This window comes from Streptomyces sp. NBC_01537 (assembly GCF_045040445.1).
Classification (GTDB): domain Bacteria; phylum Actinomycetota; class Actinomycetes; order Streptomycetales; family Streptomycetaceae; genus Actinacidiphila.
This window is the reverse complement of record NZ_CP109392.1, coordinates 994,957-1,001,516: the sequence shown is the minus strand read 5'-3', so window position 1 is coordinate 1,001,516 and position 6,560 is coordinate 994,957. Positions and strand designations below refer to the sequence as shown.

Genomic DNA, 6,560 nt, shown 5'->3' with positions numbered 1-6,560 from the left:
TAACCTAAGGAACTAAGGAAGTCACCTGTGGAGACCGGCCGGTGAACCGGCGCAGGAGTGTGCGCCCCCTTCTGCTCTGCGTGTTGCTGGCGCTGCTGCTGGCAGTTCTGTGCCTGCTGTCCATCGCGCTGGGGGCGGTGAGCATCCCGCCCGGCCAGGTACTGCGGGCCCTTTTCGGCCACGCCGACAGCCAGTTGACGCAGAACATCGTCTGGTCGGCCCGGGTGCCCCGCACCGCGCTCGGGCTGGCGGCGGGAGCCGCGCTCGGGCTGTCCGGGGCGCTGATGCAGGCGCTGACCCGCAATCCGCTGGCCGACCCCGGGATCCTGGGCGTCAGCGCGGGAGCGGCCTTCGGCATCGTCCTCGCGATCGCCGTCCTGGGCGTCGGATCGCTGTACGGGTACGTGTGGTTCGCCTTCGCCGGGGCGCTGGCGGCCAGCGTCGTGGTCTTCGTGCTCGGCCGGTCGGGACGCTCCGGCGCCACCCCGGTCAAGCTCGCCCTCGCCGGGGTCGCGGTCACCTCGCTGCTGTTCTCGCTCACCAACGCGATCGTCCTCACCGACCCCGACGCCCTGAACCGCTACCGCTTCTGGTCCGTCGGCAGCCTCGCCGACCAGGACAGCGGCGTGGTGCTGGGCATCCTGCCCTTCCTCGGCGTCGGCGCGCTGCTGGCGCTGGCCATGGCCCCCGCGCTCAACAGCCTCGCCCTCGGCGACGACGTGGCCGCCTCGCTGGGGCGCAGGCTCCATCTCGTACGGCTCCAGGGCGTCATCGCCGTCATGCTGCTGACCGGCGCGGCGGTGGCCGTCATCGGCCCGGTGGTCTTCCTCGGGCTGGTCGTCCCGCACATCGCGCGCATCCTCAGCCAGTACGCCGGCATCGGCCCCGACAACCGCTGGCTGCTGCCGCTGTCGGCGGTGCTCGCCCCCTGTCTGCTGCTCACCGCCGACATCGTCGGACGGATGGTGGACCGCCCTGTGGAGATCCAGGCGGGCGCGCTGGTGGCCTTCATCGGCGGCCCGTTCTTCATCGCCCTGGTCCGCCGACGCAAGCTCGCGGAGGTATGAACCCGTGACAGCCCTCGCGGCCGACCGCCGTGCCAGGCGGCCCTTCCGGCTCGCCGTGCCGCCCGTCTCCGGTGTGCTGCGGCCCCGGCTGATCGCCGTCTGCGCGGCCCTGGTCCTCGCCGTGTTCCTGCTCTTCTGCTGGGGCGTCGCCATCGGCGACTACCCGGTCTCCTTCCCGGACGTCGTCAAGGCCCTGGCGGGCTCCGGCGACCCCGGCACCGTCCTGGTCGTCCAGGAGCTTCGGCTGCCGCGCGCCCTGACCGGGCTGCTGGTGGGCGTCGCCTTCGGTATCTCCGGGGCGCTGTTCCAGACCATGACCCGCAATCCGCTGGCCAGCCCCGACATGATCGGCCTCACCGAGGGGGCCGGCACCGCCGTGGTGGCGGGCATCGTGCTCGGCTGGGACGGCGGACTCGGCATCCAGACGCTGGGCCTGCTCGGCGCGCTGGGCACCGCCCTGCTGGTCTACCTGCTGGCCTGGAAGAACGGTGCCACCGGCTACCGCATCATCCTGGTCGGCATCGGCGTGTCGTGGATGTGCACCAGCGCCACCGACTATCTGCTCGCCCGGGGCCAGCAGTTCGAGGCGCAGGCCGCGCTCGGCTGGCTGGTCGGCAATCTCAACGGCCGCACCTGGAGCCAGGTCCACACCCTCGCCCTCACCATGGTGGTGCTGGTGCCCATGGCCCTGGCCACCGGCCGCTGGCTGCGCACCCTCCAGCTCGGCGACGACGTGGCCGCCGGACTCGGCACCCCGGTGCGCACGGCCCGGCTGGTGCTGATGCTCGTGGGCGTCGGCCTGATCGCCTTCGGCACGGCCGCGGCAGGCCCCGTCGCCTTCGTCGCGCTCGCCGCCCCGCAGATCGCCCAGCGCCTCGCCGGGACCGCGTGGCCGCCGCTGGTCGCCTCCGGGCTGACCGGCGCGCTGGTCGTCCTCGGCTCCGACCTCGTCGCCCGCGAGGTGATCCCCGGCACCGAACTGCCGGTCGGCATCGTCACGGGCGTCGTGGGCGCGCCCGTACTGCTGTGGCTGCTCATCCGTACCAACCGCGCCGGCTCAGGAGGCTGACCGATCCATGACGTCCACCGAACCCGGCCCGCGCCCCGGCCCCGCCTCCGGCACGCAGCTGACCGCGAGCGGCCTGCACCTGGCGTACGACAACCGGCTGGTCGTGGAGAACCTCGACCTGGCCGTCCCGGCGGGCGCAGTCACCGCGATCGTCGGCGCCAACGCCTGCGGCAAGTCGACGCTGCTGCGCGCCCTTGCCCGGCTGCTGGCCCCCCGCCAGGGCGTGGTGCAGCTCGACGGCCGGGCTCTGCACTCCATACCGACCCGCGAGCTGGCCCAGCGACTCGGCATCCTGCCGCAGACTCCGGTCGCCCCCGAGGGGCTGACCGTCATCGACCTGGTCAGCCGGGGCCGTTCGCCGCACCAGACCTGGTGGCGGCAGTGGTCCGAGGCCGACGAACGGGCCGTGCGCGAGGCCCTGGAGGAGACCGACCTCACCGACCTGGCCGACCGCGCGGTGGACGAGCTGTCCGGCGGGCAGCGGCAGCGCGCCTGGATCGCCATGGCCATCGCCCAGGGCACCCCCGTGCTGCTGCTGGACGAGCCCACGACCTATCTCGACCTGGCCCACCAGATCGACGTCCTCGACCTGATCACCGACCTCAACCGCCGCGAGAACCGTACGGTGGTGATGGTGCTGCACGACCTCAACCAGGCCTGCCGCTACGCCGATCACATCGTCGCCATGAAGTCCGGCCGCATCGTCGCCGAGGGCCCGCCGGCCGAGGTGATCACCGCCGCCACCGTCGAGGACGTCTTCGACCTGCGCTGCCAGGTCATCACCGACCCGGTCAGCAACACGCCGCTGATCATCCCCATGGGCCGTCACCTCGGCGCGATCCCGGCCCCCGTGTCCCGGTGACCGCCCGGCGACCGCGCCGAGACCCGCTCACGGCCGGGCTGTGAGATAACCGCCCATCGTGCGGAAGTAGTCGGTGGCCGCGTACTCGGTGCCGTCCTCGGTGCGCAGCCGGCGCACGAGCAGCCCCCGGCGCTTGCCGCTGCGGGCGTCCGCACCGGCAACGATGACGACCCCGTCGCCCTCCCGGATGAAGATGCGCCCGGGTGTACCCCCGTAGCAGGCCTCGGAGACGGCCGCCGAGACGATGCGGATCCGCTGCCCCCGGTGGTGGGTGAAGGCGTTGGGATACGGGTCGGACTGGGCGCGTATCAGGCGTTCCAGCTCCTCCGCGGACCAGGTCCAGTCGATCCGGCTGTCCTCGATCGACCGCTTGTGGAAGAAGCTCGCGCGGGTCCGGTCCTGCGGCACCCAGCGCGCCTCGCCCGAGGCGATCAGGTCCAGGGACTCCGTCACGATGGGACCGATCAGATCGACGGTGCGGTGGAACAGGTCGGTCGCGGTGTCGGCCGGTCCCACGGTCACCGAGCGCTGCAACAGGATCTCGCCCGCGTCCAGTTCGGGGTCCATCCGGTGGGCGGTGACGCCGACCCGCTCCTCGCCGTTGATGAGGGCCCAGATGATCGGCGAGAAGCCCGCGTAGGCCGGCAGCAGCGAGTCGTGGACGTTGAGCGTGCCGTGCGGCGGCAGGTCGAAGATCTCCGGCGGCAGCCAGGTACGCCAGTTGTTGGCCACGATGATGTCCGGACGCGTGTCGCGGATCGCCTCGATCAGCTCCGCGTCGTCGGGCCGCTCGCGCAGCAGCACCGGAACGCCGTGCTTCTCGGCGAGTTCGGCGACCGAATCGCTCCAGATCTTCTCGTAGACGTGGTCGCTCACGGGGTGGGTGACCACGAGGACGACCTCGTGCTCCGAGTCAAGGAGCGCCTGGAGCGTTCGGTGGCCCCAGGTCTGATAGCCGAACATGACAACGCGCATCTACCGGACTTCCCTTCGACGACATGCATTGCAAGGTAAGGCTAACCTTATCTAGTATTCTCGGCGAAGGAGGCGATGCCACGGTGAACGCACCGAGCTCTGACCCGGGCACCATCCATGACGTCCTCGGCATAGGTTTCGGACCGTCAAATCTGGCTCTGGCCATAGCCATTGAGGAACACAACGCCACGGTCTTGCCCGAGGAACAGGTCAATGCCCTGTTCCTGGAGAGACAACCCCGCTTCGGATGGCACCGCGGCATGCTCATCGACGACGCGACCATGCAGGTGTCCTTTCTCAAGGACCTGGTCACGATGCGCAACCCGACCAGCGACTTCAGCTTCCTGTGCTACCTCCGGGAGCAGGGCAGACTGGTCGACTTCCTCAACCAGAAGACCCTGTTCCCCCTGCGGGTGGAGTTCCACGACTACTTCGAATGGGCCGCCGCCCGCGTCGGGCACCTGGCCGCCTACTCGCAGGAGGTGCTGTCCATCACCCCGATCAGTACCGAGGACGGGACGGACGGGCTGATCGACTGCTTCGACGTCGTCTGCCGCGACCCGCAGGACCCGGACCGTACGGTGACCCGCCGGGCCCGCAACATCAGCGTGGCGGTCGGCCTGCAGCCCCATCTGCCGCCGGACACCGAACTGTCCGACCGCGTCGTCCACAACAGCCAGCTCCTCCCGCGCGTGGCCGAACTGGCCGGCTCCGGGGCCCCGGTGCGCCGGGCCGTCGTCCTCGGCGCGGGCCAGAGCGCGGCGGAGGCGGTGGACTACCTCCACCGCACCTTCCCCGACGCCGAGGTCTGCGCCGTCTTCGCCAAGTACGGCTACACTCCGGCGGACGACAGCCCCTTCGCCAACCGGATCTTCGACCCGGAGGCGGTGGACGTCTATTTCGACGCCCCGTCCGAGGTGAAGCAGTCCCTCTTCGACTACCACCGCAGCACCAACTACTCGGTGGTCGACATGGAACTGATCGAGGCCCTGTACGCCACCGCGTACCGGGAGAAGGTCCAGGGCCGCGAGCGCCTGCGGTTCCTCAACGTCTCCCGCATCCGCGAGGTAAAGGACTCCGGCGACGGGCTCGACGTGGCCGTGGAGTTCCTGCCGACCGGGCAGCTCCAGGAACTGACGGCCGATCTGCTGGTCCACGCCACCGGCTACCGCCCCCGGGACATCGCAGCGCTGCTCGGCGAGTCGGCCAAGATCTGTCTGCGCGACGACGGGGACGAGGTCAGGGTCGGCCGTGACCACCGGGTCGAGGTCGCCCCGGAGGTCACAGCGGGGATCTATCTCCAGGGCGGCACGGAGCACACCCACGGGCTGACCTCCACCCTGCTGTCCACCACCGCCGTCCGGGCCGGTGAGATCCGCGACTCCCTGGTCGCGCGGCACGGCGCCGGCTAGTGCGGCGACCGGAATGGGTTCACCGGGTCCGTCCGGTCGCCGGTTCCGTCCTCAATCGCCGGACGGGCTGAATTCAGCCCGTCCGGCGATTGAGGACAAGCGCTGTCCAAGCCCGTCGGTCCTCTTCCTGCCCCGGAGCCCGGGGGCGGGAACAGGACCGCCACCCCGTCCCGAAGGCCCTCGAAGGCCCCGAAGAGGTGAAGCGCCCATGTCCGATACCGGCCTGCGCACAGAACCGACGCCCGCCGAACGCGCCCGCTCGATCCTCGCGACGGCGGGATCCCTGACCGTCGTCACGGCGGACCACCGGATCGAGATGATCGGCATGCACGCCGCCGACTCCTCCGGGCGGCTCACCCTCACCGACCCGTCCGCCGACCACCTGCACTCCGAACTCGCCCACGCCCCGGCGGAAGGCCTCCAGGCCGAGGCCGAGTTCACCGACATCGCCCCGACCCCCGTACGCGACCGCGTCCGGGCCCGCCTGACGCTCAGCGGGCGGCTCGGCCACGCGTCCGGCCGCACCGGCGCCGACGCCCCCGGGCCACTGCGCTTCACGACGAGCCATGCCGTCCTCACCGAAGCCGGGGAGCGGACCCTCATCGCCGCCGAAGCCCTCGCCCAGGCGGACCCCGACCCCCTCGCGGGCGACGAGGCCGAACTGCTCGGCCACCTCAGCACCGCCCACACCGACACGGTGGTCAAGCTCAGCCGCCTGCTGTCCCCCCGCCTCCTGCTCGGCACCACCGCGATCCACCCGATCGGACTCGACCGCTACGGACTCGTCCTGCGCCTCGAATACGCCCGCGGCCACGCCGACGCCCGGCTCCCCTTCGCCGCCCCCGTACGCCACTCCGGCCAGGCCGCCCAGCACATCCGCGCCCTCGTCGCCCGGGCCGCCCACGCCCACGCCTGCTCCCTCCACAACCGACAGCGCCCCCAGCTGTGACCGCCGACCTCCCCGTCCGCCGGACGGATCCAGGGCCTGTCCAGTCGATCTTGGTCGGGTCCGCTACGCCGCAGCGACATCAGCCGCTGGCGCGGCGGGCGGCACCTCGCGGCGTTGCCGAAACGCCCACAGGAAACCACCCTGCGGGCGCTCCGGCGCCTTGCGATGCACCACCCCAGACGCCGCGGCCTATCCGACCAAGATCGACCGGACAGACCCTGGTCGC

Annotated in this window: 6 protein-coding genes; 5 read left to right on the top strand and 1 reads right to left on the bottom strand. The window is 71.4% G+C overall.

The annotated features are described in order from the left end of the window. The first annotated feature begins 41 nt into the window (after nucleotides 1-41). The 3 genes from OG607_RS04925 to OG607_RS04915 are packed head-to-tail and all read left to right on the top strand — an operon-like array spanning nucleotide 42 to nucleotide 2,998. Nucleotides 42-1,067, top strand: coding sequence for a FecCD family ABC transporter permease (locus OG607_RS04925; protein ID WP_405719243.1), 1,026 nt, complete (start codon nucleotides 42-44; stop codon nucleotides 1,065-1,067). A gap of 4 nt (nucleotides 1,068-1,071) precedes the next feature. Then, nucleotides 1,072-2,136 (top strand): FecCD family ABC transporter permease, encoded by a 1,065-nt coding sequence (locus OG607_RS04920; RefSeq protein WP_405719241.1) that lies wholly within the window; start codon nucleotides 1,072-1,074, stop codon nucleotides 2,134-2,136. A gap of 7 nt (nucleotides 2,137-2,143) precedes the next feature. Continuing rightward, a complete protein-coding gene (locus tag OG607_RS04915; RefSeq protein WP_405719239.1) occupies nucleotides 2,144-2,998 on the top strand; it encodes an ABC transporter ATP-binding protein in 855 nt (284 codons plus the stop codon). 27 nt (nucleotides 2,999-3,025) lie between these two features. Here OG607_RS04915 and OG607_RS04910 read toward each other — a convergent pair whose 3' ends face one another. Further along, the gene (locus tag OG607_RS04910) at nucleotides 3,026-3,973 is read right to left on the bottom strand and encodes a methionyl-tRNA formyltransferase (RefSeq protein ID WP_405719236.1); all 948 of its coding nucleotides are present in this window, start codon (nucleotides 3,971-3,973) and stop codon (nucleotides 3,026-3,028) included. Between the two features lie 83 nt (nucleotides 3,974-4,056). Here OG607_RS04910 and OG607_RS04905 point away from each other — a divergent pair, with 83 nt between their 5' ends. Together OG607_RS04905 and OG607_RS04900 are read left to right on the top strand one after the other, a co-directional pair. Further along, nucleotides 4,057-5,385, top strand: coding sequence for a lysine N(6)-hydroxylase/L-ornithine N(5)-oxygenase family protein (locus tag OG607_RS04905; protein ID WP_405719233.1), 1,329 nt, complete (start codon nucleotides 4,057-4,059; stop codon nucleotides 5,383-5,385). A gap of 208 nt (nucleotides 5,386-5,593) precedes the next feature. Beyond that, the gene (locus tag OG607_RS04900) at nucleotides 5,594-6,334 is read left to right on the top strand and encodes a DUF2470 domain-containing protein (RefSeq protein ID WP_405719230.1); all 741 of its coding nucleotides are present in this window, start codon (nucleotides 5,594-5,596) and stop codon (nucleotides 6,332-6,334) included. Nucleotides 6,335-6,560: the final 226 nt, after the last annotated feature.